Annotated in this window: 25 protein-coding genes and 1 pseudogene; 13 read left to right on the plus strand and 13 right to left on the minus strand. The window is 63.7% G+C overall.

Features of this window, described 5'->3' with window-relative positions:
* Positions 1–29: 29 nt before the first annotated feature.
* The 3 genes from AB0O58_RS05650 to AB0O58_RS05660 form a co-directional block, all read right to left on the minus strand.
* On the minus strand, positions 30–1,025 hold the full coding sequence (locus AB0O58_RS05650; protein WP_032372545.1) for an iron-siderophore ABC transporter substrate-binding protein: 996 nt from the start codon (positions 1,023–1,025) through the stop codon (positions 30–32).
* 83 nt (positions 1,026–1,108) lie between these two features.
* A complete protein-coding gene (locus AB0O58_RS05655; RefSeq protein ID WP_027495232.1) occupies positions 1,109–2,323 on the minus strand; it encodes a lipase family protein in 1,215 nt (404 codons plus the stop codon).
* 231 nt (positions 2,324–2,554) lie between these two features.
* Positions 2,555–4,861, minus strand: a complete 2,307-nt coding sequence (locus AB0O58_RS05660) for an ATP-dependent DNA ligase (RefSeq protein WP_366237990.1) — start codon at positions 4,859–4,861, stop codon at positions 2,555–2,557.
* Positions 4,862–4,920: 59 nt separating this feature from the next.
* Between AB0O58_RS05660 and AB0O58_RS05665 the strand changes: the two genes are divergently transcribed.
* Positions 4,921–5,349, plus strand: a complete 429-nt coding sequence (locus tag AB0O58_RS05665; RefSeq protein WP_027495234.1) for an SRPBCC family protein — start codon at positions 4,921–4,923, stop codon at positions 5,347–5,349.
* Between the two features lie 92 nt (positions 5,350–5,441).
* Here AB0O58_RS05665 and AB0O58_RS05670 read toward each other — a convergent pair.
* From AB0O58_RS05670 to AB0O58_RS05685, 4 genes and pseudogenes are all read right to left on the minus strand, one after another.
* Positions 5,442–5,651: pseudogene (locus tag AB0O58_RS05670) on the minus strand (HNH endonuclease signature motif containing protein); the annotation flags it as partial.
* The gene (locus AB0O58_RS05675) at positions 5,609–6,067 is read right to left on the minus strand and encodes a hypothetical protein (RefSeq protein WP_366237991.1); all 459 of its coding nucleotides are present in this window, start codon (positions 6,065–6,067) and stop codon (positions 5,609–5,611) included. The gene AB0O58_RS05675 and the pseudogene AB0O58_RS05670, both read right to left, overlap by 43 nt.
* 109 nt (positions 6,068–6,176) lie before the next feature.
* Positions 6,177–6,302: an NAD-glutamate dehydrogenase gene (locus tag AB0O58_RS05680; RefSeq protein WP_143547111.1), complete on the minus strand. Its 126-nt coding sequence runs from the start codon at positions 6,300–6,302 to the stop codon at positions 6,177–6,179.
* Positions 6,303–6,307: 5 nt separating this feature from the next.
* Positions 6,308–6,568 carry a hypothetical protein gene (locus AB0O58_RS05685; protein WP_219519297.1) on the minus strand — a complete coding sequence of 87 codons (261 nt, stop codon included), beginning with the start codon at positions 6,566–6,568 and terminating at the stop codon, positions 6,308–6,310.
* A gap of 69 nt (positions 6,569–6,637) precedes the next feature.
* Here AB0O58_RS05685 and AB0O58_RS05690 point away from each other — a divergent pair, with 69 nt between their 5' ends.
* Positions 6,638–7,231, plus strand: a complete 594-nt coding sequence (locus AB0O58_RS05690) for a TetR family transcriptional regulator C-terminal domain-containing protein (RefSeq protein WP_219519296.1) — start codon at positions 6,638–6,640, stop codon at positions 7,229–7,231.
* Between the two features lie 9 nt (positions 7,232–7,240).
* Here the strand turns inward: AB0O58_RS05690 and AB0O58_RS05695 are convergent, their stop codons facing one another.
* Positions 7,241–7,645 carry a hypothetical protein gene (locus AB0O58_RS05695; RefSeq protein ID WP_027495236.1) on the minus strand — a complete coding sequence of 135 codons (405 nt, stop codon included), beginning with the start codon at positions 7,643–7,645 and terminating at the stop codon, positions 7,241–7,243.
* Positions 7,638–8,033, minus strand: a complete 396-nt coding sequence (locus AB0O58_RS05700) for a hypothetical protein (RefSeq protein WP_230074147.1) — start codon at positions 8,031–8,033, stop codon at positions 7,638–7,640. The genes AB0O58_RS05695 and AB0O58_RS05700 overlap by 8 nt, the downstream gene beginning before the upstream one ends.
* A gap of 232 nt (positions 8,034–8,265) precedes the next feature.
* Between AB0O58_RS05700 and AB0O58_RS05705 the strand changes: the two genes are divergently transcribed.
* Genes AB0O58_RS05705 through AB0O58_RS05740 form a run of 8 tightly spaced genes read left to right on the plus strand, consistent with a single transcriptional unit; the run spans position 8,266 to position 15,675 of the window.
* Positions 8,266–8,790, plus strand: a complete 525-nt coding sequence (locus AB0O58_RS05705; RefSeq protein ID WP_027495238.1) for an MSMEG_0572/Sll0783 family nitrogen starvation response protein — start codon at positions 8,266–8,268, stop codon at positions 8,788–8,790.
* A gap of 9 nt (positions 8,791–8,799) precedes the next feature.
* Positions 8,800–9,855: an MSMEG_0568 family radical SAM protein gene (locus AB0O58_RS05710; protein WP_032372542.1), complete on the plus strand. Its 1,056-nt coding sequence runs from the start codon at positions 8,800–8,802 to the stop codon at positions 9,853–9,855.
* Position 9,856: 1 nt separating this feature from the next.
* The gene (locus tag AB0O58_RS05715; RefSeq protein ID WP_032372541.1) at positions 9,857–11,272 is read left to right on the plus strand and encodes an MSMEG_0567/sll0787 family protein; all 1,416 of its coding nucleotides are present in this window, start codon (positions 9,857–9,859) and stop codon (positions 11,270–11,272) included.
* Positions 11,269–12,150, plus strand: coding sequence for a carbon-nitrogen hydrolase family protein (locus AB0O58_RS05720; protein ID WP_032372540.1), 882 nt, complete (start codon positions 11,269–11,271; stop codon positions 12,148–12,150). The genes AB0O58_RS05715 and AB0O58_RS05720 overlap by 4 nt, the downstream gene beginning before the upstream one ends.
* Entirely contained in the window at positions 12,143–12,433 is a 291-nt protein-coding gene (locus AB0O58_RS05725; RefSeq protein WP_027495242.1) for an MSMEG_0570 family nitrogen starvation response protein, read from the plus strand. Before AB0O58_RS05720 ends, AB0O58_RS05725 begins: the two co-directional genes overlap by 8 nt.
* Entirely contained in the window at positions 12,430–13,758 is a 1,329-nt protein-coding gene (locus AB0O58_RS05730) for an MSMEG_0569 family flavin-dependent oxidoreductase (protein ID WP_241258169.1), read from the plus strand. The genes AB0O58_RS05725 and AB0O58_RS05730 overlap by 4 nt, the downstream gene beginning before the upstream one ends.
* A gap of 7 nt (positions 13,759–13,765) precedes the next feature.
* On the plus strand, positions 13,766–14,617 hold the full coding sequence (locus tag AB0O58_RS05735) for a carbon-nitrogen hydrolase family protein (RefSeq protein ID WP_206498345.1): 852 nt from the start codon (positions 13,766–13,768) through the stop codon (positions 14,615–14,617).
* A complete protein-coding gene (locus AB0O58_RS05740; RefSeq protein WP_366237992.1) occupies positions 14,614–15,675 on the plus strand; it encodes an MSMEG_0565 family glycosyltransferase in 1,062 nt (353 codons plus the stop codon). Before AB0O58_RS05735 ends, AB0O58_RS05740 begins: the two co-directional genes overlap by 4 nt.
* Here the strand turns inward: AB0O58_RS05740 and AB0O58_RS05745 are convergent.
* Genes AB0O58_RS05745 through AB0O58_RS05755 form a run of 3 tightly spaced genes read right to left on the minus strand, consistent with a single transcriptional unit; the run spans position 15,657 to position 20,402 of the window.
* On the minus strand, positions 15,657–16,688 hold the full coding sequence (locus tag AB0O58_RS05745) for an adenylate/guanylate cyclase domain-containing protein (protein WP_283550269.1): 1,032 nt from the start codon (positions 16,686–16,688) through the stop codon (positions 15,657–15,659). The genes AB0O58_RS05740 and AB0O58_RS05745 overlap by 19 nt on opposite strands.
* Positions 16,681–18,108, minus strand: coding sequence for an HAD-IB family hydrolase (locus tag AB0O58_RS05750; protein WP_032372538.1), 1,428 nt, complete (start codon positions 18,106–18,108; stop codon positions 16,681–16,683). Before AB0O58_RS05750 ends, AB0O58_RS05745 begins: the two co-directional genes overlap by 8 nt.
* Positions 18,105–20,402 carry a glycerol-3-phosphate 1-O-acyltransferase gene (locus AB0O58_RS05755; RefSeq protein WP_032372537.1) on the minus strand — a complete coding sequence of 766 codons (2,298 nt, stop codon included), beginning with the start codon at positions 20,400–20,402 and terminating at the stop codon, positions 18,105–18,107. Before AB0O58_RS05755 ends, AB0O58_RS05750 begins: the two co-directional genes overlap by 4 nt.
* A gap of 326 nt (positions 20,403–20,728) precedes the next feature.
* Between AB0O58_RS05755 and AB0O58_RS05760 the strand changes: the two genes are divergently transcribed.
* Both AB0O58_RS05760 and AB0O58_RS05765 read left to right on the plus strand, forming a co-directional pair.
* Entirely contained in the window at positions 20,729–21,514 is a 786-nt protein-coding gene (locus AB0O58_RS05760; RefSeq protein WP_032372536.1) for a DUF6319 family protein, read from the plus strand.
* A gap of 66 nt (positions 21,515–21,580) precedes the next feature.
* Positions 21,581–22,237, plus strand: a complete 657-nt coding sequence (locus AB0O58_RS05765) for a hypothetical protein (RefSeq protein WP_027495249.1) — start codon at positions 21,581–21,583, stop codon at positions 22,235–22,237.
* A 64-nt stretch (positions 22,238–22,301) separates the two neighbouring features.
* Here AB0O58_RS05765 and AB0O58_RS05770 read toward each other — a convergent pair whose 3' ends face one another.
* On the minus strand, positions 22,302–22,922 hold the full coding sequence (locus AB0O58_RS05770) for a TetR/AcrR family transcriptional regulator (RefSeq protein ID WP_032372816.1): 621 nt from the start codon (positions 22,920–22,922) through the stop codon (positions 22,302–22,304).
* A 198-nt stretch (positions 22,923–23,120) separates the two neighbouring features.
* Here AB0O58_RS05770 and AB0O58_RS05775 point away from each other — a divergent pair, with 198 nt between their 5' ends.
* Positions 23,121–25,079 (plus strand): MFS transporter, encoded by a 1,959-nt coding sequence (locus AB0O58_RS05775; RefSeq protein WP_366237993.1) that lies wholly within the window; start codon positions 23,121–23,123, stop codon positions 25,077–25,079.
* Positions 25,080–25,278 lie beyond the last annotated feature (199 nt).

Genomic DNA, 25,278 nt, shown 5'->3' on the forward strand with positions numbered 1-25,278 from the left:
AAGGCCGGGAGCGCAGCCTGCGGAGTGACCTATGACATCGGATCTGGGACCACGGTGGCCGGGTCGTTGTCGGTTGCGGCGGCCAGCATCGGGGTGAATCCGTCGATTGCGTAGTCGAGGGACAGTGGGCTCGAGTAGCCGAGAGCCGACGGTAGGTCGGTGCTGAACGAGCCGATGTAGACGGTGCGGTCCTGCTTCACGACGTCGAGTGCGGCGATCAGCGGGTTTGCCTGCAGTTGTTCGCGGCTCTGTCCGGCGATGACGAGGACGTCGGTGTCGAGTCGGCTGAGGTTTTCGGGGCTGACCGTTTCGCTGGCGTCGGGGATCTCGAAGCCGAGGTCGGTGAAGAACAGCGCTCGGATGTCGTCCTTACCGAGAACGAAGTAGCTGCCGTCGTCCATGACGAACGCGAGTGTCAGTGCCTTGCCGGCGAACTGAGGGTTGTCGGTCTGGGTGGTCTCGAACTTCTGCTCGAGCTCGGCAGTTCGCTCGTCGGATTCCTGCTTCTTGCCCAGTGCCTCGCCGACCACGGCGAATTCCTGCTGCCACGTGGCCGCGGGGACGTCGTCGTATCCACCGATGTCTGCGATCGTCGGCGCCATCGCCGAAAGTTGGTCGTACTGGCCTTGATCGATGAACGAGTACGGTCCGAGGATCAGATCGGGTGACTGCGCTGCAATCTGCTCGAGGTTCAGGTCGGTGCTGCCGACCTCGGGGATCTCGGTGCCGCCCAATGCTTCCTGGGCCCACGGGCGTTGGCGGTAGTCGTAACTGAGATTTCCACGGGTGGCGACGGGCTTGACTCCGAGCGCCAGCGCGAAGTCCTGCTCGTTGAATCCGATGGTCACGACGCGGGAGGGTGCGGCGTCGATGACCGTCTCACCGAAGTGGTGCTCGATGGTGACGGGAAAGTTGGCACCGTTCTCGGAGTTACCTGAGGCAGTGGGTTCGTCGCTCGACGAACAGCCGACCGCCAGTGCCATGACTGCGGCACCGGCGGCGACTACGTGGACGGTCTTCTTCATGGGGACTCCTCGCGCGTGTGTTTGCGAGGTTAGCCTAACCGACCCATGCGCTCATCCAGCACGCACCGGGTCGGACAATACGGTCAGCAGTTGGAAACGGCGGGCACTCCGGCGAACCGCTGATCGATCCATTCCAGAGCCTGCGGCAGGCCGAGTACGGCAGCGGTCAGGTGATCGTTGCTGGGTACCTGGACCTCGGTGACGTTGACCCCGGCCCGGCAGTACCGGGCAATCGTGTTGTCGATCGAGCTGACCGGGATGAGCGCATCGGTGGGACTGTGCCACTCGAAGTACGGAGCTTTCGGCACACCGGGGTACATCTCGACGCTGTTCTCGTTGACGGCCGCGATCATCTCCGGGCTGTTCATCAGGTCCAACGTGCCCGCGACCTCCATCGCGCTCTTACCGGCTCCGGCGGCGATGATGTCGTTGGTGCATCCGTTCTGGATCTCGCTTTCGATCTGCTTGCCCAACGGGTTCAACTGGGAGCTGATCGGAATGCGAGTGGGGTACTCACGCTCGAGGCCGAGCGCAGCGGCGAAGGCGAGACCGAACACCGGGTGGGGTGCGAAACCGAGATCGCGAGCCATGCGCTCGAGGTTCATCGGAGCACCGCCCGCGGCGCTGCCGACGATGTTCAGCTCGGGCGCGTAGTCGTTCTGCAACGCTGCTGCCCACGCCGTCGCCATGCCGCCACCGGAGTATCCGGCCAACGCAACCGGGCTCTGCCGCAGCTGCAGCGGATCGAAACGCTGGGTGGCGCGGATGCTGTCGAGCACGATCTGTCCGCCGAGCTTGGCTGCACCGTAGGCACTGTTGGGGCCGAGGTGATCGGCGATGACAACCGTCCAGCCACGCTGCAGAACGGCGTTCAGCGCGGGTGCCTCGCGGATCGCCAGATTAGGATCGTTGGACCAGAGCGCTTGTGACGGTGCACATTCGAGACCGAGTGCGTTGATGATGTGTTGGTAAGACAGCACCGGCCCGTTGGGGGCTTTGTTGCGGGGGACCAGCACGGTGTTGATCGCCGCGATGGGATTACCCGCCGAATTCGTGGAGCGGAACTTCAGCTGCCACACGTCGACGTCGAAGAAGCCGGGAGGTGGCGGCATCGGCCGGCTGGAGATCACGTCCCCCGGTGCCATAGCGGCGAGGTCGGCGGGCGGAGCGTAGAAACCGTCCGATATCGGCGTCGGAAACAAGGGCGCCGCAGCGGCCTGACCTGGGCCGACAAGCGTCGAACAGAGAACGGCAACCGCCGTTATGCTGACAGCGCCTGCCAATTTGAGAACCCGCATCTGGTAAACCCCTCCATGCCTGAATCGAAACGGCGCGCGTCTCGACGATTCGGCAAGCCCCCGTAGAGCTGGCCCGCAACTCGATATAGCTATTGATCTGTGACTCGTTACGCCCCCCGGGCGACGATGAGCGCAACGGTACGCACCCAGCGATTCTATGGCAACCGAAGAACGGTCTTTCTGCCGGTTTCTGTGACTCGGCCAAATCCGCTGCTGGGCAGTTGGCGTCGGCTACTCGGGAACGACGTCCGTCGGCGACTTGTCCGGTCGCAATCCGCGCCAGCTCGGGTGGCGAAGATGGCCGGATTCTGTCGCCTCGTAGTACCGCACTTCTCCGACGAGAACCGGTTCCACCCAAACGGCACCGCGCCTGTCGGCCGTCGGAAGCGTCGTGGAGAAAGGACTCTCCGACGTTTCCAGCGGAGCCAGCGCTGCGGCCAGTGAATCGAGCGCGCGATCGTCGAAACCGGTGCCGACGCGACCGACGTAGCGAAGGCCGTCGCCGTCGGGGATTCCCATCAACAGCGAGCCGAATCCGCCGGAGCGACGTCCTTGGCCGCGTCGCCAACCGCCGATCACGACTTCTTGCGTGCGCCAGTTCTTGTACTTGATCCAGGTGTGGGCGCGCTTGCCCGGCTGGTAGATCGAATCGGTGCGCTTGGCGACGACTCCCTCCCACCCCCGTTCCCGGCTCTCGGCGATGGCGTCGGCAGCCGAACCCGTCAGCAACGGCGGCACCAGAACCGAGTCGAGGCCGGTGGTGAGCAATTCCAACAATCGTCTCCGGTCGGAGTACTTCTTGCGCACGAGGGAAGTGCCGTCGAGATGGAGCAGGTCGAAGGCGATGAACCGGATGTCGTCGCGGGCGGCGTTCTGCAGCTTCTCGAAGCTGCTGATGCCGTTGCTGTCGAAGACGACCACTTCACCGTCGATGACGGCGTCGTGATCGGCCAGGTCCTCGGCGAGAGACCCGATGGCTCCGAACTTCTCGGTGTAGTCGTTTCCGCTTCGGGTGCGCAGGGTCATCGAACCGTGAGTCAATTCCGCGACGATGCGGAAGCCGTCCCATTTACCCTCGAACGACCACTCGTCCTCGGGTAGATCGAGTATGTCGCCCACTGTTGCAAGCATCGGTGAGATGTTCTTCAGCACCGGCTTGTCCGTCGGCGGGCTGTCCATTTTTGTCGAGTGCTCTCCGGGTTGGTCCTTCATCAGGTGCATGAGCCACTGGTTGCCCTTGGTGCAGATGAGGGCGAACCTGCCGCGTGCTTTGGCTCCGTGCAGAACGACGATGACTTCGTCGTCTCTCCACTTCTCGAGTTCGTAGGTTCCGCTGTCCCAGATCGAGACGTCTCCGCCGCCGTACTCGCCCTTGGGGATTCGTCCGGAGAACGTCGCATATTCCAGCGGGTGGTCCTCGGTGTGGACGGCCAGACGGTTCTGCCCGCTCTCGACCGGGATGTTCTTGGGGACGGCCCACGACACCAAGACTCCATCGTGCTCGAGCCTGAAGTCGTAGTGCAGGCGTCGGGCATGGTGTTCCTGAATCACGAACGTATCGTCGTTACCCTGGGGCTCGGCGGCTTTCGGGATGGGCTCCGGAGTTCGGTCCGAGCTACGCATGCTGCGGTACTTGCCGAGCTTGTCCGTGCCGGAGGTGTCGTGTTCGTCCGCTGCCGGCTTCGGATCGAGGTCAGCCAATAGGTCTCCGGTGTCGTGGAACCGTTCCAGAACTTCCTGGAATCGAAGTTGTTGCAGTCCCGGCGATTCGAGCTCCTCCCAGGTTCGGGGGGCCGCGACGGTGGGTAGGGAACGGCCCCGAAGTGAGTACGGCGCAACGGTTGTCTTCTTTCCGTTGTTCTGACTCCAGTCGACGAACACTCGACCCGTGCGCTTCGCTTTCGCCATCGTGGCGGTCACCCGATCCGGTGACCGTTCTTCGAGCAGGGTGGCGACGCGTTTGGCGACGGTGGATGCGCCGGACGTCGACAGCGGTTTGTCCAGCGGTACGTACAGGTGAATTCCCTTGCTGCCGCTGGTGACCGGGTACGCGGTCATGCCGATGTCTGCAATGAGGTCACGTATTTCGCAGGCCACCTCAGCGCATCGGGCGAGGTCGACGTCGTCGCCGGGATCTAGGTCGAAGACCATGCGGGTGGCAGGGCCGGGTTCGGTGCCGTCGAAACGCCATTGCGGCACGTGCGCTTCGATGGCCGCCTGCTGCCCGAGCCACACCAGATCCGCTGCGGTGGAGAACAACGGGTAGGTGACGACTCGGTCGGAATGCTGCATGGATCGGCGGTCGAGCCAGTCGGGTGCGGATGCGGCGAGATTCTTCTCGAAGAACGAGGATTGTTCGACGCCGTTCGGCCACCGCTTGCGGGTCACGGCGCGTCCTGCGACGTGCGGCAGCATCGCCGGGGCGATGGCAGCGTAGTACTCGATGATGTCGCTTTTGGTGGTGCTGGTTTCTGGGAACAGCACCTTGTCGAGGTTGGTGACGGAGACCTTTCGGCCTTCGATCTCGAGCGTGGCCATCGTCTCAGGTTAGTGCTCGCCGTCTGAACCTGCGAGCAAGTTGTGACAGGCTCGAATGCATGGCAACGATCAGTGTCTCGGTACAGATGCCCGAGAACCCTCAGGGCGCGTGGGACAAGGCTTCCGCGCTCGACCGGTTCGACGAGTGGATGACCATCCACGGTGGTTGGTGCAGTCCGCCGCCGAACAAGGTCGGCAAGGGCACAAAGGTCGAGTCGCTGGTGAAGGTGAAGGGTTTCAAGAACACGATCAACTGGGAGTTCACCGAGTACGAAGAGCCGAAGCTGATCGAGATGTCGGGCCGCGGCAAGGGTGGAGTGAGGATCTCGCTGACCGTCCACGTGCGTGAGGCCGAGGGCGGTTCGGAGCTGACACTCGACGCGAAATTCGGTGGGGGCGTGCTGTTCGGCCCGGTGGGTTCGGTGGTCGCCCGTGCACTCGATACCGATGTGAAGCAGTCGGTGGCGAACCTGGCTGCATTGAAGTGACGGCATCTCGGGATTCCTGAAGCAGCTGTCGGACAATCTCTTCCAGCCCCGCAACGTGTTCTCGGTGCGGGGCTGGTGTGCGTTCGAGGGGCCTATGCGATGTGGGGGCCTGCTCGGGCGTGGGATTGTCTCGGTTGTCGGTAGGGGTCGACGGATGCCGGGGGTACGAACCAGGGGTGTTGATCGGTGCCGATGAATACTTCCCAGTCGCTGTGGTGGATGAGTCGGTGGTGGAATCCGCACAGGAGGACGAGGTTGTTCATGTCGGTGGGTCCGCCGTCGGTCCAGTGCCAGATGTGGTGCCAGCAAAGCCACCAAGATCGTTGCCCTCGCCCGCGGACTGAAGAACTTCCCCGACATCGCCGACGCCGTCAACACCGGCGTCATGTCCGTCGACCACGCCGCCCTGATTCTCACCTTCGCCGAAACACCACCGAAGAACCTCCCCCAAGAGGGTCGCGACATCGCCCGCAAAGCCATGATCACCGCCGCAACCGGGCCTGGGGCACGCACCGACAAGATCCGTGGGGGTGAGCAGGGTGGTGGAGGTGAGCCACCCTGCGGGTCCGGGGAAGCCGAGTTTCTCTCGGCTCACGCGGGTGTCGATGTCGGCGACGAGAGCGATGCGCCGTGCTTCGAGCAGTTGGATCTGGTGGGAGACATCAGCAGCGTCGGCGAGGAGTTCGCTTTCGCTCAGTTGCCAGATCTCCGTTGTCATGGACCAAGTGTATCGAACGGGTGTTCGATGCGCAATGATGGTGCAATCGAAAACTATTGCCGTGCAGAAGGATTCGAGATTCGAACCTGTCGGTGGTCCGTGGTAGGACCTACGGCACGCGTTTCCAGATGGCAATCGCTGCAGCAATTCCGATCGCCAGTAGCGCGGCCACTATCCCGACTTTCCACAAGAGGTCGACGAGCAGGTGGTGCATCAACTCCTCCCCGGTGGACATCGGCCTCATGACGAATGGTCGCCGTCGTGGTCGATCAGCCGCGCGGCCGCATTTGCGGTACGGGCGGTTCGTGATTGGCGACCAACGCGTCGCGCGTACAGGTCCGCCGTGCGCACGGCCACCGGCCCGATGCGGCGTTTCGTCTCACTCCATCTGCCGCGTCGTTTCAGTCGCACTGCAATGGCGAAAAGTATGACGGCGACGATGGTCACGACAGCGGCGACGACCGCGAATCGAATGAGCAGGAATGTCAGAACGGTTTCCATGGACGACCCTTCTTTAGAAGCATGAGCGTGCTAAATAACAAAGTAGCACGACACTGCTATAAAAGAGCAATGCCAAGAGTTGTGGATCCCGCCGAGAGGCGTCAAAAGATCTTCGAAGCCGTATTCGACGTTGTCGTCCGATCGGGAATCGAGCAGGTCACGCTACGTGCGGTCGCCGACGCCGCGGGCCTGGCCATCGGATCTGTGCGCCACTACTTTCCGTCACGCGACGAGCTGATCGGTGCTGCCTCGCACGAGATAATCGATCGAGTTTCGGCGCGGATCGAGTCACATCGAGAGCGGTTGAGTGATAGTGCCGATCGTCTTGCGGTGGTTGAGGACATGCTGTGCGAGTTGCTACCGCTGACCGAGCACACGACCAGGGAGGTCACTGTCTGGCTAGAGATCGTCACGTCCGGACGCACCGATTCGGTTTTGGCTGCCGCGGCCGGACGGCTCTTCGAGGGGTCGTCGTCATTGGCGCGACTGGTTGTCGTGCGAGCCAGGTTGGGAGCGGAGTCGGAGTCGGATCTCGAAACCGAGAGGTTGGCCGCCATGATCGACGGACTGGCACTCAGAGCCACGCTGCATCCCGATCAGTTGTCGTCGGCTGTAGCCCGAAAGGTGGTGCGTCGACACCTGACACAGTTGCGCGAGATGTAGAGCAGACCTCTACTGCTGGCGTGTCTTTCGCAACCACCACAGTCCTGCGATGGGTAGCACGACCGGGATGAAGACGTAACCGGATCCGAAGTGCGACCACACCGTCGGCTCCGGGAAGTCCTGTGGCTGGATGTAGCTGAGGGTGCCGATGCCGAGGACTCCGACGAGTTCGATGATGCAGGAGACCGTCACCACTCGTCGTGATGCCTCGGTTGCTCGTGCCAGGCCGACCGTCGCGATGATGTAGACCACGGCTGCAAATGCCGACAGCAGGTACGCGACCGGGGCGTTGTCGAATCGGGTGGTGAGTTGCACGATCGATCGCGATGTCGCGGCAACGGCGAACACGGCGTAGACGGCGATGAGGAAGCGTCCGAATCCGGTGCGCGTGGCTTGCTGAAGTTTGTCAGGCATATCCGGCCCAAATCTGGCTCAGTCGCAACACCATGGCTGCGAGGGTGAGGACGGCTACGAGGAGCACTGCGGTGCCGCCGCGGGAACGGTCGCCCAGAGACCACCACGTTCCGAGTGGGAGCAGGAACAGCAGTCCGACGAGGTACGACCCGAACGTGAGGCGGTGAATGTCGCGATCGGAGGCGAACATCATCACGAACCCGATCACGGCCTGCAGTGCAACGACGCCTTCGGTAGCCGCGATCGTCCAGAACAGCGCGCGGTCGGCCTTGTTCTTCAACAGAACGGGCCTGTTCGTGGCGAGCTTCACGAGCACCCAGATCCCCACTACCAGGGACAACACGTACAACAAGCCGGTGACGGCGCCGATCATCGAGTTCCTCGTCATGCTGCGGTGGGTGGATGGACTTCCCTTCACAGTAACCGCGTAACACCACGTCAACACTGTGAGGCCCTTGAAACACGACGTTGTTCCGAGCGTGACCAATCGGAAATCGACGAGGCCTGTACTTGTTCCATGGCCGCAGAGGATCTGCCCTCTCGTCGGACATGACGGTTTTCTCGGGTGGACATCGGTGTCCACCGCATCCAGCCCGCTCTGCGAACCTCAGGAGACGCACGTGTCAGATCTCGACCAGTCCATCGCCGAGAACATCAAGAAGTCCCTCGAGGAGATTCCGCATCCCTCACTTCCCAAGGGCAGCAACATCTACGGGTCCACCAAGATCTTCCCCGACTACAAGGCAGAGAACGGCGAAAGCTACTTCACGCTGGTGCACGGCATCGCCCACGAGTCGTCGGTATCGTTCGTCGCGGTGCTACAGGCCACCCGCGCTCTGCGGAAGGGCTTCGAGTCGGCGATGTACTTCTATGGGCCAGGCGCTATCAATTGCCTTGCCACGCGCGGCTTCCCGACGACGGGAGACTCGGGCTTCCCGGGTGAGCAGAACATCAACGACTCCCTCGCGACGTTCATCGCCGAGGGTGGCACCGTGTTCTGCTGCCGCTTCGGGCTGGCCCTGCACGGGGGTCGCGAAGAAGACCTCATCGAGGGTGTCATCCCGGCCCACCCCCTGGACGTGCAGGACGCATTGATCCATTACGCGCGCAAGGGTGCCATCATCAATTCGACCTACATGGTCTAGGGGACGGTTATGTCCATCTCTACACGTGTGGATCTGGCGTTGCTCGGGATTCGAGGAGCAACGCCGGTGTCCAGAACTGCCGGTGCCGGCCCGAGTGACGATGGACATGTCCGCATCGATGGTCTCGGCGCAGCAATCCCGCGCAACCCGCTCAGTCCGTACGTACTCGAAGAAGGGCGAGTTCTGTTCGACGGCAACGACATCGGCCTCGATGTTCAGGCCGTCGATCGCCCGAAGTTCTACGACCTCTCCACCGCCGACGGCGTCGCCTACGAGAAGATCGCCAAGCTGCACGGCACCAGTGTTCTGGCCACGACCGTGGTCCAGACGTGCATTCGCTACGACGCCGATCAACGGTGCCGCTTCTGTTCCATCGAAGCGTCTCTGGACGCGGGCGACACCATCGCTGTCAAGACGCCCGCGCAACTTGCGGAGGTGGCGGAGGCCGCTGTCCGGCTGGACGGGGTGACGCAGATGGTCATGACGACGGGCACTTCGGCCGCGAAGGATCGCGGTGCCCGTCATCTGGCCCGGTGCGTACGTGCCATCAAGGCCGTGGTCCCGGAACTGCCGATCCAGGTGCAGTGCGAACCTCCGGGTGACCTGCAGGCCATCCAGGACCTGTACGACGCCGGAGCCGAGTCCATCGGAATTCACGTCGAATCGCTCGACGACGACGTGCGCCGCCGATGGATGCCGGGCAAGGCATCGGTCTCGATGGACGAGTACCGCGCGGCATGGAAAGAAGCGGTCCGGGTTTTCGGGCGCAACCAGGTTTCGACGTACATACTGGTCGGTCTCGGCGAGGATCCCGACGAATTGGTCTCGGGTGCAGCGGAACTGATCGAGATGGGTGTGTATCCCTTCGTCGTTCCGTTTCGGCCGCTCGCAGGCACGTTGGCGGTGGATGTCGACCGGGCGACGGCTCCCGCTGCCGACGTCCTCGAAAGCGTCACCCGACGCGTCGCCAAGGAACTTCAGGCAGCGGCGATGCTCGGGTCCGATCAGAAAGCAGGCTGCGCGGCCTGCGGTGCGTGCAGCGTTCTGCAGAACGCGGGAGGGTGATATGTACGGCGTCGTGGAGGGTAACGATCTCGCCGGATTATCCGGCGCTGCAATCGCTGTCGTGCAACCGGAGTTCATCGTCCAGCCGTGCAGCGGCACAGCAGAACTGAACGCGTATCGGGCACTGCGCAGAGAGACGTTTGTCGCCGAACAGGGCTTGTTCGCCGGCACCGATCACGACGACGTCGACGACGATCCTCGCTGCGTCGTTCTCGTGGCCACCGATCGAGACGGCACCGTGCTCGGTGGGGTGCGCCTGGCACCCTGCACGGCAACGGATCTGGGGTGGTGGGCCGGCAGTCGCCTGGTGGTCACCACCTCTGCGCGCACTTCCGGTGTGGGCCCAGCGCTGGTTCGTGCGGCCTGTGCTCATGCCGAAAGTCGTGGCGTTTTGCGCTTCGACGCGACGGTGCAGAAGCGCAACGAGACACTGTTCACCCGTCTCGGCTGGATCAGGCGTGGAGACGTCGAGGTGGCGAATACTCCACACGTGGCGATGTATTGGCCGATCGACAGGATCGAACGGCTGGTGTCGTCGACCAAGGCGATGCTCGCCGGCGTCCTCGCGCCGCTGAAGGCGCAGCCACTCGGGCTCGGTGCCAAAGAATTTCGAGGTGACGACGGGGTCCCGGTTCCGGGGAGCGACATGATCGCCGCCTGCGATGCGATCATTCCCTCGATGGTCGACCGCGACCCGGAGTGGGCCGGCTGGTGCGCGGCCCTGGTCAACCTCAACGACCTCTCGGCGATGGGTGCCTACGCAGTCGGCATGCTCGACTCCGTCGGTGCACCCACGCAATCTCGACTGACCCGCATCATCCGCGGCCTCGCCAATGCGTCTGCGGCCTGGCAGGTTCCGGTACTCGGTGGCCACACCCAGGCCGGGGTGCCGTCGTCGCTGTCGGTCACTGCGCTGGGCCGCACGACGAACCCGGTACGGGCCGGCGGGGGAAGCGTCGGCGATCGGTTGACACTGACGGCGGACGTCGGGGGTGGCTGGCGTCGTGGATATCAGGGCCAGCAATGGGATTCGACGTCACGGCGCAACTCCGCCGAACTGACGACCATGGCATCGTTCGTCGCCCGCACCGCGCCCAAGGCCGCCAAGGACGTCTCGATGGCGGGACTGGCCGGGACCACCGGGATGCTGGCCGAGGCAAGCGGAACCGGTGCGGTATTGGACATCTCCTCGATTCCGAAGCCCGACTCGGCGTCGATGGGCGAATGGATCACGTGTTTTCCCGGGTTCGCGATGATCACCGCGGACCGTCCCGGTGCACCGACTGCACCGTCCGGACCTGCACTGTCCGCAGAATGCGGAGAGCTCACCGACATTCCGGGCGTCGCCTTGCGATGGCCCGATGGAATCACCACGCGCGCGGTCACTTCGACGGTGACCGGATTGGGAGAAGCATGAACGACATCACGATCTCCGTGGCCGCAGCCGAATTCGGCCGTGACATGGAACAGGGTTACGCCACCATCGCCGCCCTGCTCGAGGAATCGCGTAATCGCGGTAGCCAACTGCTGGTGCTACCGGAAGCGTGCCTGGGTGGGTACCTGCCCAGCCTCGGTGGCGGTGACGAGACCGAAGAATCGAGACAGCGTCGACTGAAGGCACTTCCACCCGCTCTGGAACTGGACGGCCCCGAGATCAAGCGGGTCATCGACATGGCAGGCGATACCGTCGTCACGTTCGGATTCTGCGAGAAGGACGGCGATACCCGCTACAACGCCGCGGTGACGGTCGACGGCAGCGGCATCCTCGGTTCGTATCGCAAGGTGCACCAGCCACTCGGCGAAAACCTCTGCTACGCAGCGGGAGAGAGCTACTCCGCCTTCGACACTCCGGTCGGCCGGATGGGCATGCAGATCTGCTACGACAAGGGGTTCCCCGAGGCGGCCCGCGAACTCGCGCTCGACGGAGCCGAGATCGTCGCGTCCATCTCCGCGTGGCCCACGGCACGTACCGCGACGACCCCGAACATGGAAGAAGATCGGTGGAAGCAACGCTTCGACATCTACGATCGCGCTCGTGCACTGGAGAATCAGATCATCTGGGTCGCGGCGAATCAGGCCGGCACGTTCGGGTCTCTGAGGTTCGTCTGCAGCGCCAAGATCGTCGGGCCCGGCGGTGAGATCCTCGCGGGCACAGGCGTCGAGCCGGGCTTGGCCACAGCCACCGTCGATGTCGAGGCGCTCATCGGCGCGGCACGTGGCGGTGGCATGTACAACCTGCGCGACCGACGGCCCTCGGTCTATCGCACCATCACCAAGGAGACCGTTCATGCCTGAGATGTCGTTCGTGGTGCGGTGGCCCGACGGACGCGAACAGTCCTGCTACTCGCCCTCTTTGGTGATGCACGACTATCTGAGCCCCGGGCAGGAATACCCGGTGGCCGAGTTCGTTCAGCGAACGTCCGAGGCATTGACCGTGGCGAGCGATCGAGTTCTCGCCAAGTTCGGGATGCGGTGCACGTCGGCCGCGCAGCAGATGGAAGAGATTCACGGTGTCAGCGCGTCGTATCAGGCCGGTGCCGTTCGCGTACTGAGTATGTCGGGAGCTGAATTGCTATGACAGAGAGCCACAGAGCAAGAGAGAACCATTCCGTAATCGTCATCGGCGGCGGGCAGGCCGGACTGTCCATCAGCTGGCATCTGACGCAGCGAGGCATCGACCACGTCGTCCTCGAACGCGACACCATCGCGCACGAATGGAAGGACTCGCGCTGGGACAACTTCACCCTCGTCACCCCCAACTGGCAGTGTGCGCTCCCCGGATACTCCTACGACGGTGACGATCCCGACGGGTTCATGCAGCGCGACGAGGTCTACGCCTTTGTCCGACGCTACGCCGAGAGCTTCGATGCACCGGTCCGAGAGTATGTTTCGGTGAATCAGGCCTTGCAATCCGCGGCAGGCGGCTTCGACCTACAGACCTCCGCCGGCCCCATGCACGCCGATCAGATCGTCGTTGCCGTCGGCGGTTACCACATCCCCACCATTCCGCGCTTCGCCGAGAAGCTTCCCCGCGACATCGTCCAGATCCACTCGTCCGAATACCGCGGCTCGCAGCAGTTCCCGAACGGCGACGTACTGGTCGTCGGCACCGGCCAGTCCGGAGCGCAGATCGCAGAGGATCTCCACCTCGACGGCCGCCGGGTTCATCTCGTCGCCGGCACCGCACCTCGCGTCGCACGCTTCTATCGGGGGCGTGACTGTGTCGCCTGGCTGCACGACATGGGCGTCTACGATGTCTCCATCGAAGATCAACCCGGTGGCGTCGGCAAACGCGAGAACACGAACCACTACGTCACCGGCCGTGACGGTGGTCGAGACATCGACCTGCGCGCGTTCGCCACCGAGGGCATGCAGCTGTACGGCCGTCTGCTGGGCGTGGAGGACGGCGTCCTGCAGTTCGCCCCGACCCTCGAAGCGTCCCTCGACGCTGCGGATCGGGTGGCCGAGAGCATCAAGGACAACATCGACGCGTACATCGAGCGCGAGGGCATCAATGCGCCCACCGAGGACCGCTACGTGCCGGTGTGGCGTCCGGAGTCCGAGACCACCGAACTCGATCTCGCCACCACCGACATTAAGGCCGTCGTCTGGTCGGTCGGGTTCCGTACCGACTACCGCTGGCTGAAGGTCGGGGCGTTCGACGGCGAGGGCCACCCGACGCACAACCGCGGCGTCACATCGGTTCCTGGCCTGTACTTCCTGGGCCTGCCCTGGCAGCACACCTGGGGTTCGGGACGCTTCGCCTCGGTGGCCCGCGACGCCGCATTCCTGGCCGATCAAATCGGCCTCGAGATCAGTGCTGCGCAGTCCCGAAACTCGACGCAGTCCCGAAACTCGACGCAGTCCCGAGACCCAGCGCAGTCGCAGAGTCAGATGGTCTGATCTCGACGTGGCTCCCATCAAGATCGGTGCATTGGCAGCACATTTCGGTAGAGATGTCGATCGGGCCGTACTGAAGATCACGACGATCATCTCCAGTGCGGCCCGCGAGGGAATCGATCTCTTGGTGCTGCCCGACGCATCCCTCGGGGGTTACATCAACAGCCTGAGCAATCCGGATCCGTCCGAGTTGCCGCCCACTCTCGATCCGGACGGTCCGGAGTTGGCCGCCATCATCGCGGCGGCGGGTGCGATGACGGTGTGTATCGGGTACACCGAACTGTCGAAGGGGCTGCGGTACAACGCGGCTGCGTGCCTGACGGGCGACGGGATCCTCGGCAGTCACCGTAAGGTGCATCAGCCGCTCGGGGAATCCTTGGCCTACGCCGCCGGAGATCGGTTCGAGGCCTTCGATACTCCGGTCGGACGGATGGGCATGCTGATCGACTACGACAAGACGTTCCCGGAGTCGGCCCGGACGCTTGCATTGGACGGCGCGAGAATCATTGCGGCGCTGTCCGCGTGGCCGGCCAGCGTCACCGATCGAGCGTCGTCGCTACCCAACGATCGACAGTCGCGACTGTTCGATCTGTACGACGCTGCGCGCGCCGCCGAGAACCAGGTGGTGCTCGTCTCGTCCAACCAGACCGGGGTGATGGGATCCCTGCGGTTCCTCGGCCAGGCAAAAATTGTCGGGCCCGGCGGAGACGTGTTGGCCAAGACGTGGTCCAAAGGCGGTTTGGCCGTGCACGAGATCGACGTCGATGCCGAGGTGGATCGGGCCCGGAGAGGTCTGCATCACCTGGCCGAGCGACGCGTCGATGCCTATCCGGACTTGTTGCAGGAGAAACCGGATCGATGAAGATCGCGCTGTTGACCTATTCGTCCAAACCGCGCGGAGGCGTGGTGCATACGTTGGCTCTGGCCGAAGCGCTGGCACGCGCCGGCCAGGATGTGTCGGTGTGGTCGCTGGGCCGCGGGGGCGACAGTGAGTTCTTCCGCAAGGTCGACCCGGCTGTCACCGTGCGGATGGTCCCGTTTTCCCACCGCGAGAACGAGAGCGTCGGCGAGCGGATTCTGCGATCGATAGGCGTTCTGCGGCAGGCCTTCACGCCCGACGAGTACGACATCGTCCATGCTCAGGACTGCATCTCGGCCAACGCCGTCGGCCGGTGCATCAGGACCATCCACCATCTCGACGAGTTCACCACTCCCGAGCTCGCGGCATGTCACGAACGAGCGATCACCGCGCCGTACGCGCGAATCTGTGTGTCCACTGCGGTGGCCGACGACGTCCGACGCGGCTGGGGGTTCGATCCGGTCGTCATTCCCAATGGAGTCGATGCCGGAAGGTTCTCGGCAGCAGCCGAATCGGGCCGATCGCACTGGAGCGGGAAGTTCGGCAGGTACGTGCTCGCAGTCGGCGGCATCGAGCCACGCAAGGGCAGTCTCGATCTACTCGACGCCTTCGCCGGGCTGTCCGATCGCCACGTGCAACTGGTGTTCGCCGGCGGCGAGACGCTGTTCGACTACCGTGACTATCGAGCCGAATTCGACCGTCGAGCAGTAGAACTGGGCATCGAGCCGGTGATACTCGGAACCGTCGACGACGACGAGCTGCCGCATCTCGTGGCGCAGGCTGCGGCGCTGCCGTTCTTCTCCACCAAGGAAGGCTTCGGCCTGGCCGCGATGGAGGCGCTCGCCGCATCGACTCCGGTGGTGGCGCGTGATCTGCCGGTACTGCGAGAGGTGTTCGGAGACAGCGTCACCTACGCATCGTCGGTGGAGACCATGACCAGCGAATTGGACCGTGCGTTGCACGAGCCGCACGATCCGTCACCGGGGCTGGCGCTGGCGCACAGCCTCACCTGGGACGAGGCTGCGCGTCGACACCTGGAGTTCTACTCCTCGCTACGCTGACCGGTTCGCTTGTTGTGCTTGAGCCGGTGAGGCTTGAGCTTGTGGAACCCTTTGACCCGTAGTGAACGGACCGATTTGAGGTAGAACTCCGAGTCGTGACGCAGTTCATCCGTCATGACGGTATCGACCAGGATCGTTCCGGGATTGGCCGAACTGGTCAGGCGCGCAGCGATATTGACCACCGACCCGTACAGGTCGCCGTACCGGGCCAGTACCGGGCCCCACGCCAGCCCGACCCGCAGGTCCGGCATGTCCTCCTGCTCGTCGAAGGCGTCCTGGAGGTCGAGGGCGATGTGGGCGGCATCCTCGGGGGTCTGCGCGCTGAACATCACCTCGTCGCCGACGTTCTTGATCACCGAACCGCGCCCTCGCGCAATGATATTGGTGGCCAATGACTCGAACTCCTCGAGTAGCGTCGTCAACTCGCCGATGTCGAGTCGACGCGTCAGGCTCGTGTAGCCGACCATGTCGGCGAACCCGACGGCCATCGTGGGACTGTCGGCGGCGTCGTCGGGAGCGGCGATGGATCGACCGGCCGCTGCTGCCAGGTGGCGTCGCCAGGTGTATCCCTGGAGCGCTTCGAGGGTGGGGACGGTTTCGGCGGCGATGGCACGGGCGTTCCGTCGAATCGCGTCGATGTCGTTCGTGTCTTCTTGGCTGTCGATGATGCGTTCGAGTATGTGAGAGTTCACAACGCCCACTTGCCATTCCGCGAGCCGGGACATCGACTGCCCGAGGGTGCGTGCGATCGCAACCTCCATCTCGGGCTTGATCACCTTCTGCGCGGTCAGTGCGGTGATCAGCTTCAGAGCTTCGAGATCGGCGTCGGTGTAGACGAGTGCGTCGGTATCGGTGTGGACGGGGAAGCCCATGCCGATCCACAGGGCGATGACCCGCTCGAGCGGAATCCCGGACTTCTCGACGATGTCGGCGCGGTTGTACTTGGGCTCGCCGCCCAATAGATTCCGCTCGATCTCCGTCTGTACTACCGAGTTGATCTGATTCTCAGGCATATCCCAACGTTCTGTCGAAATAGGAACGGACGGCGTCCACGTACTCGTCGATCTTGTCGGGATCCCAATCCGTGGTGGGTATGGGCTCGCCGACGGTGACCTTGACCGTACCGGAGTGAACGGTGAAGTCCTTCTTCCACATCACGTCACCGGCGTTGTGAATGACGATCGGAACGATCGGCACGCCGGCCTGCATCGCCAGGTGAAAACCGCCCTTCTTGAATCGGCCGAGACGGGACGTCGGCATGCGAGTGCCCTCGGGGGCGATGGCGACGGAGATGCCGCTGTGCAGCTTCTCGATCGCAGGCCGCATGGCCTCTCGCGCTTGCGCAGGATCGCCGCGGTCGACATAGGCGACGTCGAAAATTCTGCCCAGCAATGCGAAGCGCGGATCGCGTTCGAGTTCCCGCTTCGCGACGGCGGTGATGTCGCGTCGCAGGATGGAAGTGACGATGATCGAGTCGGCGGTGCTCTGATGGTTGAACATGAAGACGGCGGGCCGGGCCGACCAGGCATTTTCGGTTCCGGTGACGTCGAGCTTGACCCCGGCGAGGGTCAGCGCGATGTCCGGGGCGATGGTGCTGGTGATATTGGCACCGGTACGGCGACTGCGGGTGAGCAACCCCAGACCGAGCCCGATCGAAGCACTCGCGAGCACCGATCCGAGCGCCGCCGTGCTGCGTACGGCCGACGTGATATCCGTGCCACGCTTCGGGCTGTCCAGCGTCAGGGCCGGCCAGTTCTTCTTGGCGGCATAGCGCGCGAGATCAGGATCGGGGTTGAGGGCGATGGGACGGCCCACGGCCTCGAGCAGCGGCACGTCCTCACCGCCGTTCGAGTATGCGAAACAGCCTGCCAGAGCAATGCCTTCACGTTCGGCGTAGTCGATTGCCGCCTGTGCTTTGCGGGGTCCCCAGAGCGAATCGCCGACGAGCTCACCGGTGAGAATCCCGTCGGTGACCACCGGAGTCGTGCACAGCAACTCCTCGAACATCATGTCCTGCTGCACCGGCAGTGCCTGGTACGGCGTGGCCGAGGTAGCCATCACCAGGCGATGCCCTGCGTGCCGGTGAGCCTCGACGAGGGCCCGGGCCTGCGGGTAGATCATCGGCGCGATCTCGTTGCGGAAGAGGGTGTATGCCTGTTCCATCAGGTCCTCTTCGCGACGGCCTTCGAGGCCGCGGACGGCCTTGCCCATCAGATTGTCGACGGGGGAGTTGCGCATCCGCATCTCGACGACGGCACTGGAGATCTCCCACAGTTCCTTGACCGTGACGTCGAGGGTCTTGAGGCGTTCGAGAAACACTGCGCGAGCAGAGAATCCGTTGATGAGGGTGCCGTCGAGATCGAAGAAGGCGATGGTGTCTCGGCCGGGTGGGGCGGCGGCGATCGCTATCAGTCGATCGTCGAAGTCGGTCATGGATTGTTCTCCTCGGGGGCAGAGATCGGTTCCACCTCACGGAGCATTCGGTGCGCCATATCCCGGATGGTACGTACCTTGCGGGCCCATTCGTCGATCTCCAGCGCGAAGTCCCTGCGGCGGCGGGCGATGCCGTCCGAGCTGGAATCGATCAGGTCGCGGTTCTCGGCCAGTTGCAGTGCAGTGTCGAACAGTTCGCCCGAGATGGACTCACTGTGATCGAGCTGCTGGCGGAGCCGCCTGGCCTGGGCAGCGCCGAGGCATTCCGAGATGAACTTCGGTTTGTCGAATTCTCCGCTCTGCGGCAGCAGCATCAGCTGGTCGGCCACTACCTGGTAGGCCTCGAAGATCGGCTGCAGTACGCGGTGCGCCAGGTGCAGATCCTGCGATTCAAGCTGTCGCGCAGCATAATCGGGGTCGCTGATGCTGGTGCGCCATTCCGGGTCGATGAGATCGACCTCGGATTCGAGACGCTCCCCGAAGTCCTTCTTGTCGCCGAAGAAGAACTCGAACTTGAGTAGATCTCGCAATTGCAGGGCCGATGTCCACAACGATTCCTGAGTCAGCGGCGTCGAGTCACCCTCGGTCGGTAGCACCACCAGTTCGCCGATGGCGCGCATCACGAAGAAGTGAATGGCGTTGTTGCGGAAGAACGCTGCCACCAGATGCTTGTCCTGCGCCAGGTAGAACAGCGGTTCGGGGCCGTCGTCGAAACGCTTGACGACGTTGGCGTTGACCTGTGCGATGACGGCCGAGCGGACGACGTCGACGTCGGCGATGTCCACCCCGCCCGCAGTGGGTAGGTTTCTGCGTTTGATGTAGCCGGCCAACGGCGAGATGATGGCCCACATTTCGTTGACGTTGAGTGCGCGATCCTCGATACCCAACAGCGCCATCGTGACCAGTGCTGCCGGGGTCACCGGCGTCGCATCGTTGATCGCATGGGAGACACCGAGCGCGATCTTCTGCACCGCGACGCGCTTGTCGGTGTTCTCGGCGACGATCGCCGCCACCGACATCGGCTCTCCGAAGTTCAGATAGACGTTGCCGCGCAACGTGCCCTGAGCGCGGATGTACCCGATGGCCATGCGAATGCCCTCGGCTTGCTTCTTCGCCCCGTGCGATTCTTCGGCCATCGCGCCGACCTCGTGCAGTCGGTCGTAGGTGATGGACGTCGGGATCAAATAGACGTCCTCCGCGTCGCTCGACTCGAGGGCGTCGACGAGGTAGGTCAGCAGACCGAACCGCGGCGGTCGGAGCTTTCCGGTGCGGCTGCGTCCGCCCTCGATGTACCACTCGAGGTTGAACCGCTTGCTGAGCAGAAAACTCATGTACTGACGCAGCGTCCATTTGTAGATCGCGTCCGAGAATTTGCGCTGAATGAGCACCACGCCACTGCGTTTGGCTATCGGGCCCAACGGCCAGAAGCCGACATTGATGCCGCCCATGACGTGATTGAGCGGCAGTCCCTCGGCGAGAAGCGCGGGACGCAGCACGAGTGGGTCGAGGTAGGAACGGTGATTGGGCAGGAACACCAACGGATAGTTCTTGTTGAGTTCGCGAACCTTCTGCAGCTGATCGCGATCGACGTCGACCTTGTACGCCCGCGAGAAGTACGCGCCGAGGGTGCCCCACATCTCGACGGCGCGCCTGGTTTCGGTCGCCACCATCTCGCCGAGGATGTCCTGAACCCTCTTGTCGACGGTGTCGCGATCCTGGCCGACGTGGTCTGCGAGCTCGGTGATGCCGTCCCTGAACTTCTTCTGCTCCGTCATGTCCTCGACGACGAAGCGCGGAATCTTGTACTCCGAGCCGATGACTCCGCGTTCGGCCTTGTCCAGTGCGAGACTCGCCTGCCGCAGGATGAACGACGACAACGACGTGCCGCCGCCGCGCTCGAACCGATCCTGCAGATCGCTCAGGGTTGCGGGTTCACCGACCAACACTGCGGAGTGATCGGGATCGTCGTTGGCCACCCACCGCTGCCACACCCGTGTCGGCTTCGAGCGGCCTCTCGGGGCGAAGATGCGGTGCAGAATGCCGGTGCTTCGATCGGTCAACGTGACCCGCAGCGGAATGAGCAGCGGATCGTCGGCGTACCCGCGGACGGTGTCCGACAGTGATGTCCTGGCCTCACCGGACAGAACGACCGACGGGGGCCGACGTTCTCCGTCCGGGGTGGTGGCGTCGATCCACTGATTCAGGGCCTGAACCTCGAGAGTGCTTCTGGCATCGAGCAAGTACACGTGCGGACCGTCGCTGAGCGATTGCTGGTCCGCGTCGAGGTGGTACATCGAAGCTCCTGTTCCGTACCTGCGCAAGAAGGTACGCCGTCAGGCTACGCGGGAGAATCCCGGCGCGAGGGCGGTTCGGCGAGGTGGTCGACGGCACTCGACGGGCGCTCGGACGGCCTGTCCGTTAGAGTCGTGTCATCGGCCTTCTCTGGCCAAGCCTCTTTAGTGTTAATCGTAGTAACTGTTACTTCTGGTTACGGTTACTCGGGGTTACACATACTTGGGATCCACGTCATCCTCGCGACCGATACTCGATGCCGTGCTGCCTGCGCACGTGAATCTGTGCGACAGTATTCGCAAACACTTTCGAGAAAGGCCGGTAGTCGATGCCACCCCGTGGGCGCGCCGTGAACGATTCGCTGACTCCCGAGAACCTGACGACGCTGGCAGCAGCGCTCGCCGAGGGGCGTCGCGCCACCGTGTATCTCCGCGAGCCGAATCCGAGCCTCGGCCTGCCCGACGGTACGTCGGCCAAGGTGGTATCCATCGACGGCAACACCGTCACCATCAGCCCGAAGGGCGTCAACGACGAACTGCCCTACGAGGCCGAGGAGCTGCGCATCACCCGCAACCCGGCGACCCCACCCGCGCCTGCCAAACGCATCCCCGCGAAGAAGACGGCATCGGCCGCGCCGGTATCGAAGCCGGTCGCTGCCTCCGAGCCGGTTGCTGTCTCGAAATCGAGCCCTACTTCTACATCGGTCACGGCTTCTACATCGGTCACGGCTTCGACATCGAGCGCTGCTCCGAAGGCGGTACCGGCGACCGACGTTGCCGCCAAGCCCGCCGGTGCGGGGTCTGCGTCGACCGGCTCGGCCCCACGTCGTCCGAAGAAGGCGCCGGGCGGAGTGAGCGTGACCATTCATGCCGGTGCCGACAACGATTGGTCGGTCACCGTCACGCAGGGCGCGAAGAGGCCGACCAAGGCGCAGCCGGTGAGTCCGGAAGCGGTCGGTCGGGCCGTTCGTGAACTGGGCGATGTCACTGCACGCGATGCCGTCGAGGCTGTCATCTCCCATGCACGTGAAGAGGCGGCACGCCGCGTGGCCGAACTGAGTCGTCAACTCGACGAAGCTCGGACAACTCTTGCGGCCCTCGAGCAGGACGTATGAGCGACTAGCTCGTGTTACGACACGTTCTGTTGCTAGGGTTCTGCCGACACCGCTGAGAGGGAGTACATGTTCAAGAAATTCATGCTCGTCGTCGTGGGGGCGGCTGCAATCGTAGCCAGCGTCGGCGTGGGGACCGCATCCGCGGCCGCTCCTGCAGCTCTCGGCGGTGGGTCCGGAATCATCGTCGGAGGCCAGGCGGAGTGCACGCTGACGACGATCGGCAACGACCGCAACGGAAATCTCGTGGGCTTCACCGCCGGTCACTGTGGCCAAGCGGGTGCCTCCATCGTCCCGGAGTACGACACCTCCCTCGGTGAGGTGGGCCGCATCGCATTCTCCAACCCGGAGTACGACTACGCCCTCATCGAATTTCAGCGTGACAAGGTTGCCCCGATCAGCCGCGTGGGCAACGTGACCATCTCTCAGGTCGGCCCGCCGACGGCGTTCCCGAACATCGTCTGCAAGGAAGGCCGCACGACCGGCAACACCTGCGGCCTCGCGTACGGAGACGTTCTGCAGTCGCAGGAGACCTGGGCGCAGCTGTGCGTCGTCGAGGGTGACTCGGGTAGCCCGGTCGTCGTCGGCAACACCCTCGTCGGCATGGTCAACGCCTACCTGGGCGTCGCGTGCTTCGGCCCCGAGGTCGGCACCAACTTCGACGCGATTCTTCGCAACGTCGATCAGGGCAACGGACTCGGCGCAGGGTTCGTCCCCGCCCCCTGACCCGCACTCGTAGACCGATGCCCCGTCGGCGCAATCACATTGCGCAGGCGGGGCATTCGTCGTTTCAGGGGTGGGCTCCGGCTGGCGCGTCCGCGGCACGGACACCGCTCACGATGCGTTCGGCTTCGTCCGGTGCGATTCCGAGCAGGACCAGACTCGACGTGGTGGCCGCACCTGTGGGGTCGGTGAGCAGCCCGGCATTGGTGGCCTCGAGGATCGACAGCGCGATGGCTTCGATGTTGAGGATCAGCACCTCGGCCGGCAGATAGGTGGAGAACACACCCTCGCGCTGTCCACGTCGAATGACAGCCGCAGCCGACTCCCGCATCGGTCCCAGCAGGTCGTGAAGACCGTTGTGTCCCAGGTCGGTACGCGCAACCGCAAGTAGGAGCCGGTACTGATCGCCGACGCGTGCCAGTGCCAGCGTCTGTCGCACGAACACGGTGACGGCGGATTCGTCGACGGCCGGATCACGTTCGAGCGCGGCCGAGATGCGTTCTGCGGCTTCGAGTGCGATGCCGTCGATCAGGGCTTCGCGAGAGGCGAAGTGCGAGTAGACCGTTCGTCGGACCACCCCGGCCGCGGACGCGACGTCGTTGATGGTCGCGTCCGGATTGTTCGCCAGTACCCCCTGCGCGACATCGAGAATTCGCGCTCTGTTCGAGCGGGCGTCACTCCGCTGCACGGGCGATCGGTCTGTCCGTGCGCTCGGTCTCGACTCCGTCGTCTTCGGCACACGTCCACTTCTAGCACGATCGCGTCGACGCAGTGTGGTTGCCGCCACAAAAGATTGCCGATCCTAGCGCGAATTTCTTAAGCTGCACAGCACTGTGCAAGGTGTGTCGCACTTTGCCAACGGGGGGAACACATGACACTGCTTGCGATGACACCTGTCCAAGAAATGCACAAACCCTATGCCCGACGATGGTCGGCCTTGGTGGTGTTGTGCCTGAGCCTGCTGATCGTGGTCATGGCGAACACGTCCCTGCTCGTCGCCGCGCCGTCGATGACGATGGATCTGGGCTTGACCAGCAGTGATCTTCAATGGGTGATCGACGGATACACCGTCCCGTACGCGTCGTTGATGCTGTTGTGCGGAGTGATCGGCGACCGGTACAGCCGACGCGGCGCGCTGATCATCGGACTGATCATCTTCGTGGCGGGGTCGGTGGCGGGGGCGCTGACCGATGCCACGCTCGGCGTGATCCTGGCCCGAATCGTCATGGGTGTCGCGGCTGCGATCGTCATGCCTGCGACGTTGTCTCTGCTGGTGGCCACGTTCCCCAAGCGTGAGCGGGCCACAGCCGTCACCGTGTGGGCGGCCACGTCCGGCCTCGCCATCGCCGCCGGGCCGTTGCTGGCCGGGTGGCTTCTCGAGAGCTTCACGTGGAGTTCGACATTTCTGATCAACGTCCCGATTGCGCTGGCCGCCATAGCCGGAGCCGTCGTACTCGTCCCGCCGTCGCGAGCCGTCGATGCCGGTGCGATCGATTGGATCGGCGGGTTGCTGTCGGTTCTGGCCGTCTCGACCATCGTCTACTCCATCATCGAGGGCATGCACTTCGGCTGGACCGTCGGGCCGCTGTACTTCGGCCTCGTCGGACTGCTGTCGGTGCTGGGTTTCGTGGGCTGGGAACTACGACACCCCAATCCATTGCTGGACGTGCGGATGTTCTCCTCGCGTGTTCTCGGGGGTGCCACCCTTGCGGTACTGGTGTTCTTCCTGGTGACGTTCGGGGCGATCTACCTCGTGGCGCAGTACCTCCAGTTCGCTCTCGGGTACGGCCCGGTCTCCACCGGAGTGCATCTGCTGCCGCTGGCCGGCGCAGTGTTCGTCGGGTCCGGAATCACGATGTGGCTGACCCCCAAGATGGGGCCGCGTGTCACCGTCACCGCAGGGATGATCGTGGGCACGCTGTCGGTCGTCTCCCTCGTCGGAATCGATTCGACGGCAACGTATGTCGACTTCCTGCCCGTACTGACGCTGCTCGGACTGGCCATCGGACTGTCCGTCTCGCCCTGCACCGATGCCATCATGGGTGAGTTCCCGGACGACAAGCTCGGTGTCGGCGGCGGACTGAACGACACTGCACTCGAACTGGGTGGGTCTCTCGGCATCGCTGTATTGGGTTCGGTTCTGGCGGCGTCGTATCGACAGGGAATCGAGGGGTTTCTGCAGACCTTCCCCGGTAAGCAACCCAATGGCCAGTACACCGGTCAGGCCGCAGAAGGGCTTGCGGCATCGCAAGATTCGCTGGCCGGTGCGGTGATCGTCTCGGACATCATTCGCGAGCAGAATGCATTTCTGAGCGGCTTCGCAGACAATCTCGAAGCGAATGCCATCTCTGCCTTCGGCAGTGCCGTCTTGCACACCAGTGTCGTTGCGGCCGTGGTGTTCGGCACCGGAACCGTGATCGTGGCGTTCCTCATCCCGGCCAAGAACAAGGCGCTTGCGTCGTCATCGGACATGATCGCGTTCGAGCCGATCGTGCCCTTCGTTGCGCCGCCGGCCACGAGCGCAGCGGCTGTCCGTGAGGTCGCCGAGCTCGAGCAGCTGCTCGAACGCCCGTCGGCAGCCAAGCCCGAACCGAGTACGCCGCGTGTACCGCAAACATCGAAGCCGCACAACGCTGCCGCGCCGGCACTGGTCGACGCCGAACTCGAACGCCCCAGCATCTATCAATTGGCGCTCGAACTCGGCGAACTGCCCGTCGTACCCACACCGCCGGACGTGGAGCCGACCGAACCGTTGCAGACGTTCTACCAACGAGCCAGCCGACAACACGCGACGTGCACCGAGCTGAACGAACGCTCGAGCCCTATCTGGGCCATGCCGCTGTAGACCTCCCCAGCGCGTCAATGGACCACTGCACTGCCGCCGGGTTGGGATCAATGCGCCTTTGTTGCAGTCCAACTGACTGAAACCCACATTGATCCCAACCGGGGGGGGGGTGTCCCTATGGTTTCTGTCAAGCGGCTTGTGTCGTGGGCGGTTGGTACAGAGTCTTGGTCTTGAGCATGGCGAACAGGACGTCGCATCG

The sequence above is a fragment of the Rhodococcus sp. NPDC080181 genome, from assembly GCF_040702225.1.
Classification (GTDB): domain Bacteria; phylum Actinomycetota; class Actinomycetes; order Mycobacteriales; family Mycobacteriaceae; genus Rhodococcoides; species Rhodococcoides fascians.